Consider the following 19,226-nt stretch of genomic DNA (forward strand, 5'->3'; position numbering starts at 1 on the left):
GTTAGTTTCCTCCTTGGATGTCGAGCAAATGCCCGAGTTTCGTTTGTTTCGTCTGCAGATACTGTTTGTTTTCCGGAACCGCCGCAATTTCAAGCGGAACCCGTTCAAGCACTGTGATCCCTTCGTTTTCCAACGCCTGCTGTTTTTCAGGATTATTTGTCATCAGACGGATTTTCGTGACTCCCAAATCGTGCAACATAGCGGCGGCAACGGAATAATTGCGTAAGTCTGTCGCATAGCCGAGCGCATGATTTGCTTCGACCGTATCGAGCCCCTGTTCCTGCAACTCATAGGCTTTCAGTTTTGCCATCAAACCGATGCCGCGTCCTTCCTGCCGCAAGTAAAGAACGGCTCCGCCTTCCTGACCAATCCGTTCCAGTGCCGCGTCGAGTTGCGGACCGCAATCACACCGTTTAGAACCGAAGACATCTCCCGTCAGACACTCGGAATGCAGCCGAACGAGCATCCCGTCTTCCGGCTCTCCTGATAAAACGGTCACATGCTCTTTTTGATCGGGCGTCGTATAACCGAGCATCCGGAATGCGCCATGCACCGCCGGAAGCAGGACGTCCGCTTCCCGTCGGACCGGACGTTCAAGATAGGCAACAAGCGCATCGATCGTAATCATCTTCAACCCGTGGACTTCTTTATACGTCAGCAAATCATCCACACGGGCCATCGTTCCGTCCTCGAGAATAATTTCGCAAATGACGGCTGCTTCAGCACTTCCCGCAAGACGGGCCAAATCGACACCGGCTTCCGTATGACCGCGTCGTTCGCGAACGCCGCCCTCTTTTGCAATTAAAGGGAAGATATGACCGGGACGTTTGAATTGTTTAGGCCCGTCCGTCAGCATCCGTTGAATCGTCAAGGCACGTTCCGCGGCACTGATGCCGGTCTTCGCGTCTTCATGATCAATGCTGATCGTAAATGCCGTCCCGTGCGGATCGGTATTGACATCCGTCATCGGGTTCAGCTCAAGGCGTGCTGCAAGTTGCGGGCTGACCGGGACACAGACAAGTCCTTTCCCGTGCGTAATCATGAAGTTGATCTGTTCCTGTGTCGCATGTTCCGCGAGGAGGATCAGATCTCCTTCATTTTCCCGATTTTCATCATCACAGACGATGATCGGACGTCCGTGTTTTAAGTCTTCCACCGCTTCTTCTACAAGATCAAATCCGTTCATCCTGCTCCGCCTCCTAAAAATGCCGACCAATCCGTCTTTTGTTCCTGCTGCGTAAAGTGATACAGATGTTTTGCCATTAAATCACACTCGATATTGACGAGCGATCCGCTTTGCAACCGGTCAAACGTCGTCACCTGCCGCGAATGCGGAATCAACGAGATGGTCAGACTGTTTGTCTCGATGTGCTGAATCGTCAGGCTCGTTCCGTTAATCGCAATCGAACCTTTCGGAATACAATACTTACGCCAGTCACCGGTCTCAAACCGGTATTCCATCGCTTCACCGTCCGGGCGCCGGCTTAAGAACCGAGCCGTTCCGTCGATATGTCCGCTGACGAAATGACCGCCAAACCGTCCGTCTGCCGGCATCGCCCGTTCGAGTTGAACCGGTGTGCCGACCCGTAAGGTCTGAAGAGACGTCGCCCGAATCGTTTCGTGCACGGCATCTGCCGTAAAAGCCGTCGAAGTCATCGCCGTGACCGTCAAACAAATCCCGTCAACCGCGATACTGTCACCGATTTTTGTTCCTTCGAGTACATGCTGCGCTTCAATTTCAAGCGCCAGACCATTTGGGCGCGGAACTTTGCGTTTGAGCGTTCCGACTTCTTCAATCAATCCTGTGAACATAAGCCGTCTCCTTTCCGTTCGTAGCGCAGGTGGACATCCTGTCCGATTTGCTTGACGTCCGTTAAGTCAAACCGGTCTTCGATTTCGACAGTACTTGATAATCCCGGCATTCCACGTAGAACCGATGGTGCTTGATAGACCTCAAGACGGTCGACAAGGTCGGCTTCTAAAAACGCCGACTGAATCGTCGGTCCGCCTTCGATCAATACACTGCGGATGCCTTGGTCGTACAATATGTCTAAAATCTGATTCGGTGTCGTATACGTGCCGACGAGAACCGTGACATTCGATTGAACCGAGACACGCGGTTGTTCCGTCAGCCAGTACGTCGTATTCAAGCCGTCACGGAAAATTTGCGCCGTTTCCGGCAAACGTCCGCGCCGGTCGACGACGATCCGGATTGGTTCCGGTCCGGCTTCCGTCCGTAATGTCAATGCGGGATCATCGACCATCACCGTCTCACTTCCGACGAGAATGGCGTCGTGTGTCGCCCGCAACTCACGTCCGGCTTCTCGCGCTGCAACTGACGTGATAAAGCGTTGTTGCCCTGTCGTGACGATCCCGTTTAAACTTTGTGCGACTTTGACGGTGACGTTTGGGCGGTGACGTTTGAGACTTTGCCAAAACGGTGTATACAAGCGAACGGCTTCGTCTTCGAGCAGTCCGACTTCGACTGTCAGCCCCGCGTCGCGCAGCCGTTTGATGCCTTGTCCGGCGACGATGGCGTGACGGTCTTCGGTCGCGACGAACACCCGCTTGATGCCGGCAGCTAAAATCGCTTCCGTACAGGGGGGTGTCTTGCCGTGATGGTTACACGGCTCGAGCGTCACGTAGAGATCGGCACCGCGCGCCGCCTCTCCTGCCATTTTTAACGCTTCGACTTCCGCATGCGGTCCACCCGCAAACCGGTGGGCGCCGAAGCCAAGCACTTTTCCATGTTTCGTAATGACACAACCGACACTCGGATTCGGACTGGTTTGTCCGTCTAACATCCGTGCCAATTGCATCGCCTGATGCATTCGATTATTCATGATTTCGCTCCTTTCAAAAGAAAAAACGCCGCTGCAGATGCAGGGCGTCATGATTGAAGGGTCACGAAAGAAACGTCTTGTTTTCTGCTAAAAAGCATACAGAAATAGACCTTTTTCCGAACAGATTTTTTCAGAAAATGGTTTCAAGCACATTTTTTCGTTCTTCTCCCATCCGGACTTTACCGTCGGCCCTGGAATCACACCAAGTCAGCCATAGTGCGTACACTATGGGTCGCGGGCTCGTCGATTTAAAAATCGCATCACCGCCGGTTGGGATTTTCACCCTACCTCGAAGAACTGGTTATTCAGTTGTACAGGTCAAGACTAGCACAGGTTATTTTAAAATACAAAAAAGAATTTGTTTTCTTTTTTTGTGATGCAAGAAAAAAAGTATGATTTTCCCGCCCGGTGGTCAAGAAAAGATCCGGCGGGAAAATCCATACTTCTGTCTGTCCCGGTTACGTCAAATAACCGTTTTTCCGGTCGTGAAACTCCTGTTTGACCGTACCGAGCAATGAATCATCCGTCAGCAGGCGTAATCCGGTCCGCGCCAGAATTTTAGCTCCCGTAATCAAAGCTTCGTCGCCCTGTTCCGATTTTGCCGCCTCCCGGAAACTTTCGGTATGCGCCACTAAATCATCAGCTCCGATCTTGATATACGGATGAATCGTCGGCAGGACTTGACTGATATTTCCGGCATCGGTCGAACCGAGTCCCGGCCGTTCGTCCGTCTTGACATCTTCTCCGAGCGCCGTCGCTTCTTCGCGGAAAATCTCGTCAAACGTCCGATTGAACAGCAGGTTATCAACCTCATTTTGGAAGGCGATGACCTCAAGCGTTGCCCCGGTCGCTAGAGCCGCTCCTTCAGCAACAGCTCTGACTTTCTTCGTCACCGCATTCAACCGTTCCCGCGTCGTCGCCCGGATAAAGAAACGGGCCTTCGCGTACTCCGGAATGATGTTCGGTGCATCTCCGCCATCCGTAATGATACCGTGAATCCGGATATCACTCGGCAACTGTTGACGTAACGCGTTGATCCCGTTAAACAACTGAATGACGGCGTCAAGCGCATTGATCCCTTCTTCCGGCGATGCCGCCGCGTGAGCCGGTTTGCCGGTAAAGGCAAAATCGAGCGGATCGACAGCAAGTGACGAACCGGTGATCCGGGTCTGTCCGGACGGATGAACCATCAGGGCCGCGTCGATCCCTGTCAGCAGATGATGTTTGACGAAACTGCCTTTCGCACTGCCGTTCGGCCCGCCTTCTTCCGCCGGTGTCCCGAGAACGACGACACTGCCGCCGACTTCATCAATGACCTTGCTGAGGGCGATTGCTGCCGCGACACTCGTCGTGCCGATGATGTTGTGACCGCACGCATGACCAATCCCCGGTAATGCGTCATATTCAGCGAGAAAAGCGATGGTCGCTCCCGGTTTATCCGAAGTCTTCCGGGCCAAAAACGCCGTGTCGTGTCCCGCGACACCAAGTTCAACTGTAAATCCTTCCGCCGTCAGTCGTTCCGCATGATGGCGTGACGCAAAATATTCTTCATTGCCAATCTCGGGTGTCGCATGAATCCGGTGGCTTGTCTCGAGGTAAGACTCGCGTTTTTGTTCAATATCCTGTTCAATCGTTTGTGTCAGGTTTTCCCGTTTTGTCTGAATCGTCATTTCGGTCAGCTCCTTTGGATTTTTAGTTATTCGCCGATGTCACTGAGTGGGACGAACGTTGGAATCGTGCTGCCTTTGTATTCTTTTTTGATGAAGGCCGCGACATCGTCCTGCTGATACAGCGAGGCGATTTTCTTAAGCGTCTTTTTGTCTTTGTCTTCCGTCCGGGTCGCGATGATGTTGATGTATGGTTTTGCCGTCTCGTTTTCATGGAGAATCGAGTCCTTGATCGGGTTGAATCCGGCATCGACCGCGATTCCGTTATTGATGATCGAGGCCGAGACATCCGGCAGAACGCGTGGTGTCTGACCGGCCACGACCGGGACAATTTTCAGTTTTTTCGGATTCTCGACGATTTTATCAACGGATCCGTTGCCGTCAAAGTCATCCGGCAATTTAATCAAGCCGGCTTCCTGCAACAGCAGCAATGCCCGACCCATGTTCGTCGCTTCGTTTGGAACGGCAATCTTTCCGCCGACCGGAATGTCTTTGACGTCCTTGACCTTATCCGAATAAATTCCCATCGGTGCGATGACCGTCGTCGCAATTGGCGACAGTTTTAACTTATGTTCTTTTTTGAAGGCGTTAAAGTAAGAAACCGTCTGGAAGGAGTTCGCATCAATTTCCCCTTCCGCCAGGGCGAGGTTCGGCTGGACGTAGTCGGAGAACTTGACGAGTTCAATCGTGATGCCCTCTTTCTTCGCCTTTTTCGCGACGTATTCCCAGACTTGTGTATCAGAACCGCTGACCCCGAGCTTGACCGTCTTTTGATCTTCTTCTCCGGAAGCGGCACATCCCGCAAACAATACCGTCGTTAATGCTGCACCAATCGCTAAACCTTTTTTCATCATCCATCTCTCCCTTTTTTCTCTCTTTTTTTAGTGTCTCCGAATTTTTCGTGCCAACAGATTGCCTGTCGTCTGTAGTCCTTGAACCAAGATGACGAGAATTCCGACCGTGATGATCATGACCGTCGTATCAAACCGTTGGTAACCGTAGGTAATCGCCAAGTCACCAAGTCCACCGCCACCAATCGCCCCGGCCATTGCTGATGCGCCGATCAAACCAATCGTCGCAATCGTCAGGTTCAGAACAAGCGAGCTGAGCGCTTCCGGCAACAGAAAACGGAAAATCGTCTGCAACGGTGTCGCCCCCATCGCTTCCGCTGCCTCAAGGACACCGGTATCGACTTCAAGCAACGAACTTTCGATCAGGCGGGCAATGTACGGTGCCGCGTAAAAGACGAGCGGAACGATTGCCGCCTGTGTTCCGATTGACGATCCGACAATTAAACGGGTCAGCGGAATGATTGCCACGAGCAGAATGATGAACGGAACGGACCGGAAGATATTGACGATGCCGCTTAGGACATTGAAGAACGGAATTCGTTCGAGCAACGCTCCTTTGCGTGTCACGACAAGCAGAATCCCGAGCGGTAAACCAATCAATGTCGAAAAGAGTAATGACAGTCCAACCATCGTCAACGTCTGCAGAAAAGCAGTCCAGATGTCCGTGTAATTAACTAGCATCTGCGAGCACCTCCTCGACGATGACATCCGACTGATCGATATATTGTAATGCCCGCTTGATTTCCGTCGCGTCGCCAATCAGTTCAACAAGCAGACTGCCGAACGGAATGTTTTGCAGTTCCGTAATGCTGCCGTGCAGGATGTTGAGATCGACATCAAACCGTTTTGCGACCTGCGATAAGAGCGGTTGTCCCGTCCCTGCTCCAAGGAAGTTGATTTTGTAGATGTGATGGCCGGCATCCCGTTGATCGATGACTTTTTGAACCGAGGCCGGAATCTCATCCTGCATGACGGAGCGGACGAAGTTTTTCGCCGTTGCCGTCTGCGGGTTCGAGAAGACATCGAACACGGTCCCTGATTCAATCAGCTGACCGGCTTCAATGACGGCGACCCGGTCACAGATTTCACGGATGACCCCCATCTCATGGGTAATCAGTAAAATCGTAATGCCGTATTCCTGATTGATTTGTTTCAGCAGACGCAATATGTGTTGGGTCGTTTGCGGATCAAGAGCGGATGTCGCTTCGTCACATAACAGGACCGATGGCTGGGTGGCGAGTGCCCGGGCGATCCCGACCCGTTGTTTCTGTCCGCCTGATAGCTGATCCGGATAGTGATCAGCTTTATCCGCCAAGTCGACGAACTCCAGCAGTTCCGTGACCCGCCGCTCGACCTCATCTTTTTTGACACCTTTTAAGACGAGCGGTTTAGCGACGTTCGCAAATACTGTATTCGAATCCAGCAGGTTGAAGTGCTGAAAAATCATCCCGATGTGTTGCTTCGCCTCCCGTAACTGCTTCGCCGACAGTGTCGTCAAATCTTGTCCATCGACCGTCACACTGCCGGATGTCGGCCGTTCGAGCAGGTTGACGCAACGTAATAAGGAGCTTTTCCCGGCTCCACTGAAACCGATGACGCCGAAGATTTCGCCTTTTCGGATTTCGAGATCCACGCCATTCAGCGCAGCAATCGATTGATCATTTGTTTCATAGATTTTTTTTACATTTTTGAATGTAATCACCACTTTTTCCCCCTTCAAAATACAAAAAAGGTCTCTTCTTAAGAAACAAGAAGAGACCTGGATCCGCACAATGGCAGAATCCACTCGACTCATCTCTCAGACAATTGTCTGATGGAATTGGCACAGTGCTCATAATGAGTCTGTTGCCGAGGTTTCGTAGGGCCAGTCCCTCCACCTCTCTGGATAAGTGTTGCGGTATGAAATTCATATGTGTATTGTTGCCGGTTGAACTTATGTCGTAAAACTAATTTTTACACTACAGAAAGATCTTTTAAAGGTCAACCATATTTTCAAAAATAAACCATATGGCCCATATCGATCAGCAACCCGGGACAGGACGGATTCCCGAAAGCTCTTCGACGCCGTATAAAGAGAGTTTGACAATCCCTTTCCGTCAATGCTATCATCTTCTCAATGATTAATCCGACAATTCCTATACGATATATCAAGAGTGGACGAGAGACCTGGCTCTAGGACTCCACGGCAACCTGCCGATCGGCAAGGTGCTCCGACCAGCAAAGCAATTGCTTTGGATGATACACACGAGAAACTCGTTTGCGTCCAAAGCCAAACGGGTTTTTATTTTTGAAATGGAGGACGAGATGATGAGTATGGTTTATCCTGTTATACCGGGTGCCGAAGCCTTTTCCTTAGGACGCGGATCCGTCGGCATTTTGCTCTGTCATGGTTTTAATGCAACGCCGCAAAGTGTTCGGGCTGTAGGAGAACAGTTCGCAGCACACGGTTTTTCCGTCCATGCGCCACGCCTGCACGGGCATGGGACGGATCTGCGAGAATTCGAAGCGGCGACGGCCGATGACTGGAAGCAGAGCGTCCGGGACGGCTTTGAACAATTGGCGGGACGATGCGAATCCGTCTTCATCGTCGGCCAATCGATGGGCGCGACACTTGCCCTGTCACTTGCCGCTGAAGGACTCCCGGTCGCAGGAATCATCACCATCAATGCCGCCTTGTCCGTCCCTGCCTACGAAGCCTTGTCGTTCACCGATTGTCCGGTCTATCTTCCGGAAAGTGTCCCTGATATCAAACAGTCGGCTTTTGAAATCATCTATGATCTTGTCCCCGCCGTCTGCGCTTCGGAACTGTTACGATTGATTGAGGAGACGCGATCACACCTCGCGACGATTCAAATTCCGACGCTTATTTTATATTCTGCCGAGGATCATGTCGTCCCACCGATCTGTTCGGATTATTTGTACCGGACGATTGGTGCAGCAGATAAGCGCAGTTACTGTCTGCTTGACTCCTACCACGTCGCAACGCTTGACCACGACCAAAAAACGATTGTCCGCGAAACGCTGCAGTTCGTCGAACAGTTCAGCCACTTGACACAGACCGGCTGAACCCCAAAAAAGCGAACGATTCTTCGGCCTGACTGCCGGGAATCGTTCGCTTTTTTGTATTGCTTAATTATGTTGTTGCTTTTTCCATTCCTGCAACGGTTGTGGTTTCCCCGGTACTTGGTGGCAATGGCGGCAACGTGGTTCATAGGACTCAGACGCCCCGACCAGAATGATCGGATCATTGTAGTTGGCCGGTTTTCCGTCAATCAATCGTTGGGTCCGCGATGCCGGATCGCCGCACGACAGACAAATCGCCTGTAATTTCGTCACGAATTCTGCGCGTGCCAATAATTCAGGCATCTTGCCGAATGGTTCTGCCCGAAAATCTTGATCGAGGCCTGCACAAATGACGCGTTTGCCATCTTGAGCTAGTGCTTCGATGACGGCGACAATCTCATCGTCAAAAAATTGAACTTCGTCAATTGCGACGATTTGCGTCTCTTCCGCCACTGCTGCATAGACATCACGGCTCGTCGCCATCGGAATCGCGATGACCGAATTGCCGACGTGCGACACGACGTGTTCCTCATGATACCGGTCATCGATTGCCGGCTTGAACACTTGAACCGGTAACTTTCCATACTGTGCCCGTCTGACACGACGGATCAGTTCTTCCGACTTGCCGGAAAACATACTTCCGCAAATCACTTCAATCCAACCATATTGATTGATCACATGCATCATCGTAAACACCGTCCTCTAAATTAGTCACTTTAACGAGTATAGCCCGAATCTAAATTGAGAAAAAGGATTGACTTCTAAAAATCAAAAACCCTTGCCAAATTCGCCACTTTCTTCATCTTCTCATTTCAACTGGTATGTATTTCCTGTACACTGAAAGAGAAGTTTCTTTGAAGGAAGGTGACTCCGATTCATCACATATTACATGAAGTCCTCCAGCAATATGGAGCGTTCGGACTCGCAATTCTTCTGGCCGGTGGAATCGTCGGTCTTCCGGTTCCGGACGAGACATTACTCGTCATGTCAGGATTTTGGATGCATCACGGTGATTTACCGCTCATCGGAACGATTCTTGCCGCCTATGCCGGCAGTTGCATCGGTATGACGATCAGCTACGTGCTCGGTTTGAAGCTCGGAATGCCGTTACTGCATCGAATGGCTCCGAAATTACGGATTTCTGAAAAACATATCTTTAAAGCCGAAGCTGGATTTTTACGTTACGGAAAAACCGTCTTAATCATTGGTTATTACATACCGGGCCTTCGACAGTTGTCCGCCTTTTTTGCCGGTGTCTCGAAAATGCCGTTCCGGATCTTCGTCACCTATGCGTATACAGGTGCTCTCATTTGGATCAGTGTTTTTTTAGGAGCCGGATATTTTTTAGGACGTCATTTTTCCTTCAGTCTACTGTTCGAACATTTCGCGAACAATCCGGAGACACTGCCGTACCTCGTCGGTGCTACGGGTGCAATCGGTCTGTCCTTCGTTCTGAAGACGTACCTGACGTACCGTGCCAAATTCAGCCTATACAAAAACAGCCTGCTCCAGTGAAGGAGACAGGCTGTTTTTTAATACTGAAGTCGCAATTACTTGCGGCCGTATTTTTTGTTGAAGCGATCGACACGACCGTCTGCAGCGTTGAACTTTTGACGACCAGTGTAGAATGGGTGCGAGTCCGAAGACACATCCACACGGATGAGTGGGTACTCGTTTCCATCTTCCCAAGTGATTGTCTCGTTCGAAGAACGTGTAGAACCAGTCAAGAATTTGTACTCAGTAGTTGAGTCCATAAATACAACTTTGTTGTAGTTTGGGTGAATTCCTTGTTTCATGGTTGTTTTCTCTCCTTCCGCCCTGGTTCATTTGCTGAGCCAGAGTAAGTTACCTTCCTATACTAAACGATTTTTTCATGCCCCGCAATACCTATTTTCAAGTCGTTGTATCGGTTTTCGTCACACGTGGCTTCACAGGCGCACGCCGGACGGGTTTCTTCTTTTCTTTCTCCAGTTCAACGAAAAATTCTTCGTTATTTTTTGTATCCCGGATCTTGCGTAAGAAGCTGTCGACGAACTCATTGGACTCGTTCATCGTCCGGCGGATCGTCCATAAGGCATCCAGTTGTTCCTTCGGTAACAGCAACTCTTCTTTCCGTGTTCCGGATTTCCGGATATCGATGGCCGGGAAAATCCGGCGCTCGGATAATTTCCGGTCCAGATGCAGTTCCATGTTTCCAGTTCCTTTAAACTCTTCATAGATGACATCATCCATCCGTGAACCGGTTTCGACGAGTGCCGTCGCGAGAATCGTCAGACTGCCGCCGTGTTCGATATTCCGGGCTGCACCGAAAAAGCGTTTTGGTTTGTGGAAGGCTGCCGGGTCAATCCCCCCGGACAACGTCCGTCCGCTTTGCGGAACCGTTAAGTTGTAAGCACGCGTCAAACGTGTAATCGAATCCATTAAAATAACGACATCTTTTTTATGCTCGACGAGACGCATCGCCCGCTCCAACACAAGTTCCGAAATCCGAACGTGGTTGTCCGGTGTTTCGTCAAACGTTGAGCTGACGACATCCGCTCCAGGGACAGAACGTTCGATGTCCGTCACTTCTTCCGGCCGTTCGTCAATCAACAGAATAATCAATTCAACATCCGGATGATTCACCTGGATTGAATTGGCGATTTCTTTTAATAGAGAAGTCTTACCTGCTTTTGGCGGCGCGACAATCAAACCGCGTTGGCCAAATCCGACCGGGGCAATCATATCCATCACCCGGACCGACAAATGACGCGGTTCTGTCTCAAGACGCATCAGGCGATCCGGATAGATTGGTGTCAATGCCGGGAAGAACAGACGGTTCCGGGCTGTATCCGGCGCTTCTCCATTGACGGCTTCCACACTTAATAAGCCTTGGAACCGTTCATTTTCTTTTGGCGGACGAACTTTCCCAGTCACGACGTCTCCGTTACGGAGATTAAAGCGGCGGATTTGTGAAGCGGCGATATAGATGTCTTCAGAGGATTGCGAGTAGTTGATAGGACGAAGGAAGCCGAAGCCGCCGTCATTTTGCATTTGTGGGTTTCCGGGGATGACTTCGAGTACCCCCTCGAGGAAATAAAGACCGGTGGATTCTGCCTGCGCTTTAAGAATCTTGAACATCAATTCGCGCTTACGAGCCTCACGGTACTGCGGTACGTTTTTTGTTTTAGCGATCTCATATAAATCTTTTAATGTCAGGTTACTGAGTTGAGCAAGTGTATAGGAACGTTCTGGTTTGTCAGTTTTTTCAGTTGGCATATGCATTCACCTATTCTTCGTATAAATTCAGGAGCAAAGGATGTCTTCTTCATGGTGCAAAAGATCATGTTGCAAATTCTTCGTGAATTAAAGGTATCACATTTCATCCATTTCGTCGTGATTTAAGAAATGGGAATTTCTTCTTTGTAATATTCGAGTATATTATTGCAATTATGTTACAAAAACGTCATGTTTTGTAGCGGAACTGAAAAAACGTTTTCATGTATCCGCATGCTAAGATAATCGTGCAGAGAAAAACTTACACAGTTGTAAGGCATACTGCTTAAACAAACACTTAATGAGATACATCATATAACTCGGTTTTCAAAACTACTTTAAAATGACATGGAGGATTTCACATATGAAACGTTTTCTAGCATCGGTCGCGACAGCAGCATTAGTGGTTTCAGGATTTGCATCAGTGGGAACAGGTAAGGTTGAAGCAGCTTCTACAGTAACTAAAGTTAAGATCACAGACAGCGGATTACGTGTTCGTACGGGCCCTTCTACAAAAGCAAGCATCGTTGGTAAAGTAAACGCAGGCCAAACATTTACATACAAAGGTAAATCAGGCAGCTGGACTAAAATTTCATACGGTGGGAAAACACGTTACGTTTCGACACAGTATACGAAAACATATAAGTCTTCTACTTCAACGGCTAAAAAATCAACAACTTCATCTTCAACACGTACACGCCTTCTCAGCGAAGCAGCAAAACATAAAGGAACTCCTTATGTATGGGGCGGAACGACAACTCGTGGATTTGACTGCTCTGGTTTCACAAGCTACGTCTACAAAAAAGCAGCAGGCAAAACATTGCCACGTACGTCTTCTTCACAATATGCTTCTTCTAGAAAAGTAAGTGTTTCAAACGTTCAACCTGGAGATCTTGTTTTCTTCTCACACGGTAGCGGCATTCAGCACGTCGGTATGGCAACAAGCAAAACAAGCATGGTTAACTCAGAAACAGGCGGCGTTAAATACTCTAGCTTCAAATCAGGTTACTGGGGTTCACGCCTTGTCGGCGCGGGTTCATACCTATAATTGAAATTACCAAGCGGTTGAGCATCGGCTCGATCGCTTTTTTTCTACCCGATTATCTAAGGAGGACATGTCATGAACGTATTAATCACCGGCGCATCTGCCGGAATCGGTCGCGAACTGGCTTATCTGCATGCGGAACAGGGAGATCATCTGTTACTGGTCGGACGGAACGCCGAACAACTTTTCGAAACGAAACACTTTGTCGAACAACGCGGTGGATCTGCCGTCGTGCTTCCATATGATATCGGGCAATCGCTTCAAATTAAAGCCCTGTTACGTGCGACAGAGAACACTCCGGTCGATATTTTAATCAACAATGCCGGGTTTGGTCTGTACGGGGAATTCATCGAGACGGATTTAGCACGCGAACTCAATATGATTGACGTCAATATCCGGGCACTGACACATTTGACGAAAGCTTTTGCCCGGCGAATGAAAATACAGGGTGGCGGACGGATCATTCAGATTGCTTCGACCTCGTCTTTTCACGGCGGTCCTTTGATGAGCGTCTATTATGCGACAAAAGCGTACGTCCTCAGTTTCTCGGAAGCTTTGGCAGACGAGCTCGCCCCTTACAATATTCAGGTGACAGCTGTTTGTCCGGGAGCCACGCATACGGATTTTGCCAAAACTGCCGATCTTGCAGCGTCCGGATTGTTCAAGCGCCCCGGCATCATGGACGCATCAACCGTCGCGCAACTCTCGTTCACCGGATACATGAAGGGAAAAACGCTTGTCATCCCCGGTCGCAGCAATGCGGTGTATGTCTTCATGACCCGTTTCTTCTCCCGCCGGAAACTCGTTCAGATGACACATCAGTTGCAGGCTCCGGCCAATCATTAATAGAGTTTCTTGCGACAAACAGTTCCGGCATACAATAATCAAACAAGGTTGACTCAAACAGAGATCCCTCGTCTTTTCACGCCCTTTCCTCAGGCGAGACACAAGCCAGCCTGCCTCATCCAGGCAGGAAACCGGGTCTTGTTTGTCTCTGACAGCGCAAGCTCGCTGCTTTTTCTTGTAGAAGTGGCGTGAAGCAAGTGATCCCTGTTTAAACGGAATGAGGGTGGCAGAATAATAATCTGCCACCCTCATCTTTGTAAAGACTGACGTTTGAGTCAGCTCTGTTTTCTCGGACAGGGAAGTTCAATGCACCACCAAGCATTTCAAACGAAATCTTTTACTCTCTGCATGCAAAAAAGGGAGGTGGATTTTCGAATTTACGAAAATCCATCTCCCTTGTGCAATACATCATCGATTTAAAAAGAATGACGTTCTTCACTCGACTCCTACGGGAAAAAGCGCAGTTTTTCCGCGCTGTCAGAGACAAACAAGACCCGACTACTTGTCCATTTGGACAAAGTAGGCGCGGCTTGTGTCTCGCCCGAGGAAAGCGGGTGAAGAAAACGTAGATTCTTTTGGATAAGCTTGCAATGCCGATTACTTAATAACGAGCTTTGGTTTTTTCTTGAACGAATGAATCCCTTCGACAAAACGAACCGTTCCCGATTTCGCCCGCATGACGACAGAGTGTGTTTGACCGCCTTGCGCGCTAAATTGAACACCTTTCATCAACTCACTGTCCGTGACACCGGTTGCTGCAAAGATACAGTCATCACCCGTGACAAGGTCATCCATCATGAGGATTTTCGACGGGTCTTCAATCCCCATCTTCTTGCATCGTGCGACTTCCGCTTCATCTGCCGGTAAGAGTCGGCCTTGAAGTTCCCCGCCGAGACATTTTAAAGCAACGGCTGCCAGAACACCCTCCGGCGCTCCGCCTGAACCGAGTAGAATATCGATCCCTGTATGCGGGAAAGCCGTATTGATAGCTGCTGCGACATCTCCGTCACCAATCAGACGAATCCGTGCCCCTGTTGCGCGAATACGTTGAATGATTTCTTCATGGCGTTCCCGGTCAAGAATCGAGACGACGACGTCTTCGATTTCTTTGTTTTTCGCTTTTGCGACTGCAGCGATGTTTTCTTCGATTGTCGCATCCAAGCTGATATGTCCCGCTGCTTCCGGTCCGACCGCAATTTTATCCATGTACATATCCGGTGCGTGTAACAAATCACCGGCATCTGCGACTGCAAGAACTGCGAGTGCACCCCATGTTCCTTTGGCAACGATGTTCGTTCCCTCAAGCGGATCAACTGCGACATCAAGACGCGGTCCGTATCCATTTCCGAGTTTCTCACCGATATACAGCATCGGTGCCTCATCCATTTCCCCTTCGCCGATGACGACTGTTCCTTTCATCGGGATCGTATCAAATACATCACGCATGGCGCTGGTTGCTGCATCATCCGCCTCGTTTTTCAAGCCCTTCCCCATCCAGCGTGCCGAAGCCAGTGCTGCTGCCTCTGTTACGCGTACGAGTTCCATTGATAAACTTCTCTCCATGTGTATAATCCCCTCTCCCTAACTGAAAACCTTAAACCGTTTCGCGCCAAACAAGAGCGCCGAGTCCTTTTAACTTCTCGTCAAACCGTTCGTAGCTTTGATCAAGTACTTCTGCATGGTGTAATAACGTTTCACCGGAAGCAAGCATTCCACTTAATACGAGTGCCGCGGCACCACGTGGATCATGGGCTTCAATTTCAGTACCGCGCAATGCTTCACCGCCGCGGATGATGATTGAAGCGTCTTCGTGGGTAATCCGTGCATTCAGGCGCCGCATTTCCTGGACATGCCGGAAACGTTGCGGATACAGCTTGTCGACGACGACACTTGCGCCTTTGGGTTTCAACAGGACAGCCGAAATGACCGGTTGCAGATCACTCGGAAATCCTCCGTAATGAAAGACACGAATATCAATCGGTTTCGCCATATCGATGGACGCTGTGACCGAATCATCCGCCAACTCGATTTTAGCCCCGAACCGTTCCAACTTTTGAATGATGCTTTCAAGATGTAACGGAATGACGTTATCAACCGTCACGCGGCCGAGGACGGCTCCCATTGCCAGGAACGTCCCTGCTTCCATCCGATCCGGAATTAACGTATGACGGCATCCTTGAAGCGTCTCGACGCCTTTGATTCGAATCTCATCGGTCCCTGCACCTTTGACACTCGCACCCATGTTCGTCAACATCGTACTCACGTCGATGACTTCCGGATCACACGCTGCATTTTCAATGACCGTCGTTCCTTCCGCCATGACAGCGACCAGCAAGGCACTAATGGTCGCACCGAATGAAGGAAGGTCCAGATAAATCCGGTTTCCCTTCAACTCTTCGACGTTCATGTAGTAAACCCCTTGTTCATTTCGCATCTCGACACCGAGTCGTTCCAGTGCCTTGATGTGTAAATCAATCGGTCGAGGACCGATGGCATAACCACCGGGCAGACCGACGACCCCCTGTTTGAATCGCGCCGCGAGAACACTCATCAGATAAATGGATCCACGTAATTTTCGTGTATCTGTCCCTGTGAGCGGCATCGGTTCGACATGACTCGGGTCAATCGTCACCATATCGCCTTGACGTGTTACGACGGCTCCAAGCATCTCAATGATTTGGATCATCGTCGCGACATCGCCAATGTCCGGTACCCCCTCAAGAATGACCTGTTGATTGGTCAGCAGTGCTGCCGCGAGACACGGAATCGCACTCTGTTTCGATCCACTGATCATGACGGTTCCTTCAAGACGTTGTTGTCCTACGATATGCAAAATGTCCACATTCCATCAACCTTTCTCTACAATCTGTTATTGCTGCGCTTTTTCCCAGTCAGCCAGGAAACGTTCGATTCCCTGCGTCGTTAACGGGTGTTGCGTCAGTGATTCAATGACATTAAGCGGAATCGTCGCAATGTCTGCTCCAGCGAGCGCCGCATTCGTGACGTGAACCGGATTACGAACAGAAGCCGCGATGATTTGTGTCGGAATATCATGAATGACGAAGATTTGGGCAATCGTTTCGACAAGCCCCATTCCGTCTTGCCCGATATCATCCAGACGACCGAGGAACGGCGATACGTATGTCGCGCCGGCACGTGCCGCAAGCAAGGCCTGGTTCGGATTGAAGATCAACGTGACGTTCGTCGTGATGTTTTCTTTTGAAAGTGCTGCAACAGCCTCAAGTCCTGCCGGTGTCATCGGAACCTTTACCGTAATGTTAGGTGCAATCTGAGCAAGTTCCTTCCCTTCCCGAATCATTCCTTCTGCATCGAGGGCAATGACTTCAGCGCTGACTGAGACGTCTCCGACGATCTCACAGATTTCGCGCAGTCGTGTATGGAAATCGACGCCTTCTTTTGCGACGAGTGACGGGTTTGTCGTAACCCCATCTAAAATCCCCATTTTATGTGCTTTTTTAATATCCTCTACGTTTGCTGTGTCGATAAAAAATCTCATCTCTCTCTTTCCCCTTTCATCCCTTAAAGTATCCCTTGAAATCGCTTACTCCTCCATTATAAATTTTTTCGGTGAGAAGTCCTAACGTTTTCCAAAACAATCTGCTGATTTAGATGAAAAAAAGCACGATAGACGAGTGTCTACCGTGCTTTAGGCATGGAAAATTAAGCTTTGTTGCTTGAACCGAACTCACGCATCTTACCGATGACAGTTTGTTTGATTGCTTCGCGACCTGGTGCGATGAATACGCGTGGGTCATATGCTTCTGGTTTCTCAGCCAAGACTTCACGAACCACTTTCGCGAACGAAATTTGGTTTTCCGTGTTGACGTTGATTTTCGAAGTACCAAGCGAAATTGCTTTTTCGATATCGTGTGTCGGGATTCCTGTTCCACCGTGAAGAACGAGTGGAAGGTTTGTTGCGTTACGGATTTCTTCCATTTCAGTGAAACCAAGGTTTGGTTCACCTTTGTATGGTCCGTGAACAGAACCGAGTGCAGGAGCAAGCGTGTCGATACCAGTTTCTTTGACGATACGAACGCAGTCGTCAAGTTTCGCGTACATGACATCACCGATGACGTCGTCTTCTTGTCCGCCAACTGTACCAACTTCCGCTTCTACTGAAACACCTTTCGAATGCGCATACTCAACAACAGCTTTTGTTGTTTCGATGTTTGTGTCGATCGGACTATGTGAATCGTCGATCATTACAGATGTAAATCCAGCGTCGATCGCTTCTTTACATTTTTCAACGCTCGAACCGTGGTCGAGGTGGATTGCAACAGGAACTGTTACTTTCATGTCGTGAACGAGACCTTCTACCATTTTAACAACAGTGTAGAATCCGCCCATGTGACGTGCTGCACCTTCAGATACTCCAAGAATAACCGGTGACTGCTCTTCTTGAGCTGCACCGAGTACTGCTTGAGTCCACTCGAGGTTGTTGATGTTGAATTGACCTACTGCGTACTTACCTTCGAGAGCTTTGTTTAACATGTCTGTCATAGATACTAATGGCATAATGACATCCTCCTCTGTTTTGATCGCTACTTACACGTAAACGTGCATTTTCAGACTGATTATAACACACTGATTCACCGGAACGTACAGCATTTCACTCCGAATTTAGGATTGTGACGACGACGTGAATGATTAACCGCTTACATCGTTCGAAATTTGCACAGTCACTTCTTTTTTTAATTCAAAGATGTCGAACGGCTTGCCGAAGAAGGCAACGACACCGAGTCGTTTCGCTTCATCCATCGCTTCTTTTTCGTCTAAAGCGGTCATCAGAATCGTGCGGATCCGTCGTCCGACCTCATCCTGATGACGCAGGACTTCAAGACCGGTCCGCCCCGGCATGTTGACATCCATCAATAACAAATCGTATTCCGTCTCCTTGAGCCGTTCAATCGTCTCAAGACCATCGACGGCGACATCGGTCGTATATCCTTGCGCCCGAAACAATTGTGCCAGTAAATTCCGAATCCCCGGTTCATCTTCCGCGATGAGTAATCTTCCTTTCATCTCCCACACTCCTCCTCATAGTTATTTCCATTCTACATGAAAGCAAAACTTGCTATATACTGTGTGTGAGAGAAATTTAGAAAGGATGTTAGAAATGCTGAAAATTTTAGCGACACAATTCAACGGAAAACTACAAACGCTTACAAAACAGGAAGACGAATTATTCGATGTCGTCCGTCTGCTTGCGCAGGCACTCGTCGGTCAAGGAAAAGTCTATCTCGATGCCTACGGCGAGTTTGAAGGACTGTATCCGATGCTGTCCGACGGTCCGGACCAGATGAAGCGTGTCACGAAAATTAAGGATCATAAAACGTTGCATGCCGTCGACCGGGTGTTGATTTTCACACCGGATACGGAACGGTCCGATCTACTCGCGTCACTTGCCCGCTATGATGCATGGCATACGCCGTATTCAATCATCACACTTGGTGATGTGACGGAAACACTCGAACGGTCGATTGCACCGCTCGCTCTGAAATTCGATAAAGGATTGCTTCCGGCTGAGGACGGTTCCCGTCATGGTTTGCCGAGTCTGGCACTGGGTGCCTTCCTGTTGACGCATATTTTGACACAGTTACAAGAGATGACGGAAGAGTGGGAATGACGCTTTTCT

General features: G+C 49.5%; 20 protein-coding genes and 3 riboswitches. Of the genes, 5 read left to right on the forward strand and 15 right to left on the reverse strand.

What is annotated here, in order from left to right:
- Position 1: 1 nt before the first annotated feature.
- The 7 genes from ribB to KNP91_RS09650 all read right to left on the reverse strand — a co-directional run bounded on the left by ribB (position 2) and on the right by KNP91_RS09650 (position 7,063).
- Positions 2-1,186, reverse strand: coding sequence for a 3,4-dihydroxy-2-butanone-4-phosphate synthase (ribB, locus tag KNP91_RS09620; protein ID WP_214849897.1), 1,185 nt, complete (start codon positions 1,184-1,186; stop codon positions 2-4).
- Positions 1,183-1,812, reverse strand: coding sequence for a riboflavin synthase (gene ribE, locus KNP91_RS09625; protein ID WP_214849899.1), 630 nt, complete (start codon positions 1,810-1,812; stop codon positions 1,183-1,185). Before ribE ends, ribB begins: the two co-directional genes overlap by 4 nt.
- Entirely contained in the window at positions 1,797-2,843 is a 1,047-nt protein-coding gene (gene ribD, locus KNP91_RS09630) for a bifunctional diaminohydroxyphosphoribosylaminopyrimidine deaminase/5-amino-6-(5-phosphoribosylamino)uracil reductase RibD (protein ID WP_214849901.1), read from the reverse strand. The genes ribE and ribD overlap by 16 nt, the downstream gene beginning before the upstream one ends.
- A gap of 156 nt (positions 2,844-2,999) precedes the next feature.
- A riboswitch (FMN riboswitch) is annotated at positions 3,000-3,144 on the reverse strand.
- Positions 3,145-3,301: 157 nt separating this feature from the next.
- Entirely contained in the window at positions 3,302-4,513 is a 1,212-nt protein-coding gene (locus KNP91_RS09635) for a M20 family metallopeptidase (protein ID WP_214849902.1), read from the reverse strand.
- Between the two features lie 26 nt (positions 4,514-4,539).
- Positions 4,540-5,361: a MetQ/NlpA family ABC transporter substrate-binding protein gene (locus KNP91_RS09640; protein ID WP_034770134.1), complete on the reverse strand. Its 822-nt coding sequence runs from the start codon at positions 5,359-5,361 to the stop codon at positions 4,540-4,542.
- Between the two features lie 30 nt (positions 5,362-5,391).
- On the reverse strand, positions 5,392-6,042 hold the full coding sequence (locus tag KNP91_RS09645) for a methionine ABC transporter permease (RefSeq protein ID WP_214765429.1): 651 nt from the start codon (positions 6,040-6,042) through the stop codon (positions 5,392-5,394).
- The gene (locus KNP91_RS09650; protein WP_214765431.1) at positions 6,032-7,063 is read right to left on the reverse strand and encodes a methionine ABC transporter ATP-binding protein; all 1,032 of its coding nucleotides are present in this window, start codon (positions 7,061-7,063) and stop codon (positions 6,032-6,034) included. Before KNP91_RS09650 ends, KNP91_RS09645 begins: the two co-directional genes overlap by 11 nt.
- An 86-nt stretch (positions 7,064-7,149) precedes the next feature.
- Positions 7,150-7,253, reverse strand: a riboswitch (SAM riboswitch).
- Between the two features lie 249 nt (positions 7,254-7,502).
- A riboswitch (SAM riboswitch) is annotated at positions 7,503-7,606 on the forward strand.
- Between the two features lie 62 nt (positions 7,607-7,668).
- Here KNP91_RS09650 and KNP91_RS09655 point away from each other — a divergent pair.
- Complete coding sequence (locus KNP91_RS09655; RefSeq protein ID WP_251135973.1) at positions 7,669-8,427, forward strand: alpha/beta hydrolase; 759 nt, start codon at positions 7,669-7,671, stop codon at positions 8,425-8,427.
- 63 nt (positions 8,428-8,490) lie between these two features.
- Here the strand turns inward: KNP91_RS09655 and KNP91_RS09660 are convergent, their stop codons facing one another.
- The gene (locus tag KNP91_RS09660; protein WP_012371586.1) at positions 8,491-9,111 is read right to left on the reverse strand and encodes a thymidine kinase; all 621 of its coding nucleotides are present in this window, start codon (positions 9,109-9,111) and stop codon (positions 8,491-8,493) included.
- 177 nt (positions 9,112-9,288) lie between these two features.
- Here KNP91_RS09660 and KNP91_RS09665 point away from each other — a divergent pair, with 177 nt between their 5' ends.
- Positions 9,289-9,939, forward strand: a complete 651-nt coding sequence (locus KNP91_RS09665; RefSeq protein ID WP_214849904.1) for a DedA family protein — start codon at positions 9,289-9,291, stop codon at positions 9,937-9,939.
- A gap of 35 nt (positions 9,940-9,974) precedes the next feature.
- On the opposite strand, the gene KNP91_RS09670 is transcribed toward KNP91_RS09665, so the two are convergent.
- Positions 9,975-10,220, reverse strand: coding sequence for a type B 50S ribosomal protein L31 (locus tag KNP91_RS09670; protein WP_012371588.1), 246 nt, complete (start codon positions 10,218-10,220; stop codon positions 9,975-9,977).
- Between the two features lie 97 nt (positions 10,221-10,317).
- Positions 10,318-11,682: a transcription termination factor Rho gene (gene rho / locus KNP91_RS09675; protein ID WP_012371589.1), complete on the reverse strand. Its 1,365-nt coding sequence runs from the start codon at positions 11,680-11,682 to the stop codon at positions 10,318-10,320.
- 361 nt (positions 11,683-12,043) lie between these two features.
- On the opposite strand from rho, the gene KNP91_RS09680 reads away from it, so the two are divergent.
- Complete coding sequence (locus tag KNP91_RS09680; RefSeq protein ID WP_012371590.1) at positions 12,044-12,727, forward strand: C40 family peptidase; 684 nt, start codon at positions 12,044-12,046, stop codon at positions 12,725-12,727.
- Between the two features lie 72 nt (positions 12,728-12,799).
- Entirely contained in the window at positions 12,800-13,570 is a 771-nt protein-coding gene (locus KNP91_RS09685; protein WP_214765435.1) for an SDR family NAD(P)-dependent oxidoreductase, read from the forward strand.
- 597 nt (positions 13,571-14,167) lie between these two features.
- Here the strand turns inward: KNP91_RS09685 and glpX are convergent.
- The 5 genes from glpX to KNP91_RS09710 form a co-directional block, all read right to left on the reverse strand.
- Positions 14,168-15,133 carry a class II fructose-bisphosphatase gene (gene glpX, locus KNP91_RS09690; protein WP_214765437.1) on the reverse strand — a complete coding sequence of 322 codons (966 nt, stop codon included), beginning with the start codon at positions 15,131-15,133 and terminating at the stop codon, positions 14,168-14,170.
- A gap of 31 nt (positions 15,134-15,164) precedes the next feature.
- On the reverse strand, positions 15,165-16,412 hold the full coding sequence (gene murA / locus KNP91_RS09695; protein ID WP_012371593.1) for a UDP-N-acetylglucosamine 1-carboxyvinyltransferase: 1,248 nt from the start codon (positions 16,410-16,412) through the stop codon (positions 15,165-15,167).
- Positions 16,413-16,439: 27 nt separating this feature from the next.
- Entirely contained in the window at positions 16,440-17,087 is a 648-nt protein-coding gene (fsa, locus tag KNP91_RS09700; RefSeq protein ID WP_012371594.1) for a fructose-6-phosphate aldolase, read from the reverse strand.
- A 164-nt stretch (positions 17,088-17,251) separates the two neighbouring features.
- A complete protein-coding gene (gene fba / locus KNP91_RS09705; protein ID WP_012371595.1) occupies positions 17,252-18,106 on the reverse strand; it encodes a class II fructose-1,6-bisphosphate aldolase in 855 nt (284 codons plus the stop codon).
- 132 nt (positions 18,107-18,238) lie between these two features.
- Positions 18,239-18,613, reverse strand: a complete 375-nt coding sequence (locus KNP91_RS09710) for a response regulator (RefSeq protein ID WP_214765439.1) — start codon at positions 18,611-18,613, stop codon at positions 18,239-18,241.
- A gap of 94 nt (positions 18,614-18,707) precedes the next feature.
- Here KNP91_RS09710 and KNP91_RS09715 point away from each other — a divergent pair, with 94 nt between their 5' ends.
- Positions 18,708-19,217 carry a DUF2529 family protein gene (locus tag KNP91_RS09715; RefSeq protein WP_012371597.1) on the forward strand — a complete coding sequence of 170 codons (510 nt, stop codon included), beginning with the start codon at positions 18,708-18,710 and terminating at the stop codon, positions 19,215-19,217.
- Positions 19,218-19,226: the final 9 nt, after the last annotated feature.

Origin of the sequence: Exiguobacterium sp. s138 (assembly GCF_018618775.1) — a bacterium.
In the GTDB taxonomy this organism is placed as follows: domain Bacteria; phylum Bacillota; class Bacilli; order Exiguobacteriales; family Exiguobacteriaceae; genus Exiguobacterium_A; species Exiguobacterium_A artemiae.

Coding starts and splice junctions, on each gene's coding strand:
- glpX (WP_214765437.1), bottom strand. CDS start 15,133: ATGGAGAGAAGTTTATCAATGGAACTCGTACGCGTAACAGAGGCAGCA.
- KNP91_RS09640 (WP_034770134.1), bottom strand. CDS start 5,361: ATGAAAAAAGGTTTAGCGATTGGTGCAGCATTAACGACGGTATTGTTT.
- KNP91_RS09710 (WP_214765439.1), bottom strand. CDS start 18,613: ATGAAAGGAAGATTACTCATCGCGGAAGATGAACCGGGGATTCGGAAT.
- fba (WP_012371595.1), bottom strand. CDS start 18,106: ATGCCATTAGTATCTATGACAGACATGTTAAACAAAGCTCTCGAAGGT.
- KNP91_RS09685 (WP_214765435.1), top strand. CDS start 12,800: ATGAACGTATTAATCACCGGCGCATCTGCCGGAATCGGTCGCGAACTG.
- KNP91_RS09645 (WP_214765429.1), bottom strand. CDS start 6,042: ATGCTAGTTAATTACACGGACATCTGGACTGCTTTTCTGCAGACGTTG.
- KNP91_RS09655 (WP_251135973.1), top strand. CDS start 7,669: ATGAGTATGGTTTATCCTGTTATACCGGGTGCCGAAGCCTTTTCCTTA.
- ribE (WP_214849899.1), bottom strand. CDS start 1,812: ATGTTCACAGGATTGATTGAAGAAGTCGGAACGCTCAAACGCAAAGTT.
- ribD (WP_214849901.1), bottom strand. CDS start 2,843: ATGAATAATCGAATGCATCAGGCGATGCAATTGGCACGGATGTTAGAC.
- fsa (WP_012371594.1), bottom strand. CDS start 17,087: ATGAGATTTTTTATCGACACAGCAAACGTAGAGGATATTAAAAAAGCA.
- rho (WP_012371589.1), bottom strand. CDS start 11,682: ATGCCAACTGAAAAAACTGACAAACCAGAACGTTCCTATACACTTGCT.
- ribB (WP_214849897.1), bottom strand. CDS start 1,186: ATGAACGGATTTGATCTTGTAGAAGAAGCGGTGGAAGACTTAAAACAC.
- KNP91_RS09670 (WP_012371588.1), bottom strand. CDS start 10,220: ATGAAACAAGGAATTCACCCAAACTACAACAAAGTTGTATTTATGGAC.
- KNP91_RS09660 (WP_012371586.1), bottom strand. CDS start 9,111: ATGATGCATGTGATCAATCAATATGGTTGGATTGAAGTGATTTGCGGA.
- KNP91_RS09715 (WP_012371597.1), top strand. CDS start 18,708: ATGCTGAAAATTTTAGCGACACAATTCAACGGAAAACTACAAACGCTT.
- KNP91_RS09680 (WP_012371590.1), top strand. CDS start 12,044: ATGAAACGTTTTCTAGCATCGGTCGCGACAGCAGCATTAGTGGTTTCA.
- KNP91_RS09635 (WP_214849902.1), bottom strand. CDS start 4,513: ATGACGATTCAGACAAAACGGGAAAACCTGACACAAACGATTGAACAG.